This is a genomic window from Candidatus Deferrimicrobiaceae bacterium, assembly GCA_035256765.1.
In the GTDB taxonomy this organism is placed as follows: Bacteria; Desulfobacterota; Deferrimicrobia; order Deferrimicrobiales; family Deferrimicrobiaceae; genus CSP1-8.
Window position 1 is genome coordinate 1 of record DATEXR010000014.1, and the last position, 2890, is coordinate 2890.

The window sequence follows — 2890 nt, forward strand, 5'->3', positions numbered from 1 at the left end:
GGGGCTGTTCCCCCTGGGCGGCGCCTACCTCTACACCAGCCGCGGGACGGGGACCTGGGGGCCTCCGATGCGGTTCCTCTCCCCGCCGGAGGTGACGGTCATCGACATCGAACGTGCGCCGCCGCCCAACACGGCGGAAAGGGACGCCCCCGCGGCCGACCCCCTTCCGAAATCGGGCGGCTGACGGTCTCCGCACAATCTCAGGGCTGCCGGAACGTCCTCCAGAGAGGCCCCACGGGGTGCATCAGGCGAAGGAGGCGGAGGGCAAGCCCCCTGCTCCAGTCGCGTCGGCCGGGAAGAAACCAGTTTCTCCTGCGCGCTGCGGCGTCTCTTCCTTGCGCGAGAACCCACGAAGGGTCGCCCCCCGGGAAATAGTGGCGGGGCCCGAGCAGCGAATCGTCCGGGGAGAGGATGCCCTCCCGAACGGCGATCCGGTGGAGAGCCGTGCGGGGATAGATGCGCAGGCCCGTCATCGCCACGACCGCATTCGGAGCGGTCAAGTCCCACAGCCGGACCGTCTCCGCCACGGTTTCCCGGGTCTCCCCCGACCCCCCGAAGAGGAGGTAGTGGCAGAAATCGATCCGCGCCTTCCGGGGACAGGCCCCTCGCTCCCGCGGAGTCCGCGCTTCTTGCAACGAGGGGGACACTCCTGATGGGCGGGGACACTCCTCTCCCGCATCCCGGAGATGAATCAGGAATGTCCCCGGTGGGAGTGTCCCCCGCCATCCTCAGTCGCGCGCCTTCGCCAAGGCGCGGCGCATCGACGCTCTCGGTGCGTCAAGCTATTTACGAGACGGTACACTAGCGGGAACACCGGTTCCGGAAACTGCTCCCGGTTGGCGGAAACGAGAAGAACGCGCATTCCGGAATTCCCCGGCCGACCTCCCTCCTTTGCGGGGGGAAGATTCCGGCCCCTCGACTATAATCAGTATCCATGGGGCCCTTCCTGTACGTTACGGACCTCCACGGAAACCGGCCGAAGTACGAGCGGACCCTCTCCCTGGCGCTCGAAACCGGCGCCTGGCTGGTCGTCAACGGCGGCGACATGTTCCCCCACGGGCGGATGCAGGAGGACCAGGCGGCGTTCCTTCGCGAATTCCTCGACGCGCACCTGGCGAGATACCAGGCGGCGGGGATCCGGTATTTCGGAATCCCCGCGAACGACGACCTCCGCGCGCACGACGCGCAGTTCGACGCGATCTGCTCGCGGTACTCCCTGGTGGAAAACCTGGCCGGCCGCAAGGTCCCGGCGGGCCCGTACGAGTTCATCGGCTTCAACCTGGTGACCGATTTCCCCTTCCGGCTCAAGGACCGGGCGCGGAGGGACTCGGGGGAGTTCGCTTTCCCGGAGCAGTTCGGCGGCGCGATCCTTTCCCGGCCCGGCGGGTGGGAGGAGATCCCGGACTGGGAGGCCTACGCACGCGCGCTGCCCACGATCGAGGAGGAACTGGCCGCCCTTCCGGCGCCGGAAGACCCGGCCCGCGCCGTCTACGTGATCCACGGCCCGCCCGCGGGGCTGGGTCTGGACGTTGTGCGGGGAGGAAAACCGGTGGGCTCCCCCGCCACCACGCGCTTCCTCGAGACGGTCCAGCCGCTTCTTTCCCTCCACGGCCACATCCACGAGTCCCCCGAGGAAAGCGGCGTCTGGATGAGCCGGGTGGGAAAAACGGTGTGCCTCCAGCCGGGCCAGTCGGCCCGGGGCTTAAGCGTCGTCGTGGGAAACCTCGAGGAGAGGAAGTTCGACATGCGCGTCATCGTGGTCGACTGACATGCGGGGGGCGCGCAAGTCCCGGACCCTGGCGGCGTCGAGGCGCGCCGAACGGGTCCAGATGCCGATCATCCCGACGGTGGCGGGGTGGATCGCGGGGACACCCGGCACGATCTCCCTCGGCCAGGGAGTCGTCCACTACGGTCCTCCCCCGGCGGCGCTCGGGGAAATCCCCGCTTTCCTGAAAAACGCCACGCATCACAAGTACGTCCCCGACGCCGGGCTCCCCTCCCTGCGAAAAGCCTTCGAGGAGAAGCTTCGCGCCGAGAACGGGATCGACGCCCCCGGAGGCCGCAGGATCTTCGTCACCGCCGGCGCGAACCAGGGCTTCCTCAATGCCCTGCTGTGCCTGTGCGACCCCGGCGACGAGGTGATCCTGCTCTCCCCCTACTACTTCAACCACGAGATGGCGGTCCGGCTTGCGGGCTGCCGGGCCGTCTGCGTCCCGACGGACCGGAACTATCAGCCGCGCCTCGCGGCGATCGAGGCGGCCATGACGGCCAGGACCCGCGCCGTCGTGACGGTGTCACCGAACAACCCGGCGGGGGTCGTGTACCCTCCCGATGCGCTGCGGGCGATCAACCGGCTTTGCGCCGCCCGGGGGATCTACCACATAAGCGACGAGGCGTACGAGTACTTCACCTACGACGGGGCCACGCACTACTCCCCAGGATCCTCCGGCGTGGAACACACGATCTCACTCTTCAGCATGTCGAAGTCGTACGGGATGGCGAGCTGGCGCGTGGGGTTCCTCGTGGTCCCCGAACATCTCTTCGACGACATGATGAAGATCCAGGACACGGTGATCATCTGCGCCCCCGCCGTCTCCCAGGCCGTGGCACTGGGTGCGCTTGCCGCCGGGCGTTCCTTCTGCCTGCGCCGGCTCCCCGCCATCGCGAGGGTGCGGGAGCGGATGCTCGCCGCGTTTTCGCGCATCCCCGACCTGTTGACGGTCCCCCCCTCGCGGGGGGCGTTCTACTTCCTCGTGAAGGTGCGCACCTTCATGGACGATCTCACCCTCGCCGAGCGGCTGATCCGGGAGCACCGGGTCGCCGTCATCCCCGGAGGGACGTTCGGGATCGGGAAGGGGTGCTCCCTGCGGATCTCGTACGGGAATCTCCC

4 protein-coding genes are annotated in these 2890 nt (G+C 68.3%); 3 read left to right on the plus strand and 1 reads right to left on the minus strand.

The window, feature by feature from the left end; translation table 11 throughout:
• On the plus strand, positions 1-184 hold a 184-nt coding region (locus VJ307_00430), incomplete at its 5' end, for a hypothetical protein (GenBank protein HJX72590.1).
• 16 nt (positions 185-200) lie between these two features.
• On the opposite strand, the gene VJ307_00435 is transcribed toward VJ307_00430, so the two are convergent.
• Positions 201-635, minus strand: a complete 435-nt coding sequence (locus VJ307_00435; GenBank protein ID HJX72591.1) for a hypothetical protein — start codon at positions 633-635, stop codon at positions 201-203.
• Positions 636-934: 299 nt separating this feature from the next.
• Between VJ307_00435 and VJ307_00440 the strand changes: the two genes are divergently transcribed.
• Entirely contained in the window at positions 935-1768 is an 834-nt protein-coding gene (locus tag VJ307_00440; protein HJX72592.1) for a metallophosphoesterase, read from the plus strand.
• A gap of 1 nt (position 1769) precedes the next feature.
• The coding region (locus tag VJ307_00445; protein ID HJX72593.1) for a pyridoxal phosphate-dependent aminotransferase at positions 1770-2890 on the plus strand (1121 nt) is incomplete at its 3' end.

Coding starts and splice junctions, on each gene's coding strand:
- VJ307_00440 (HJX72592.1), top strand. CDS start 935: ATGGGGCCCTTCCTGTACGTTACGGACCTCCACGGAAACCGGCCGAAG.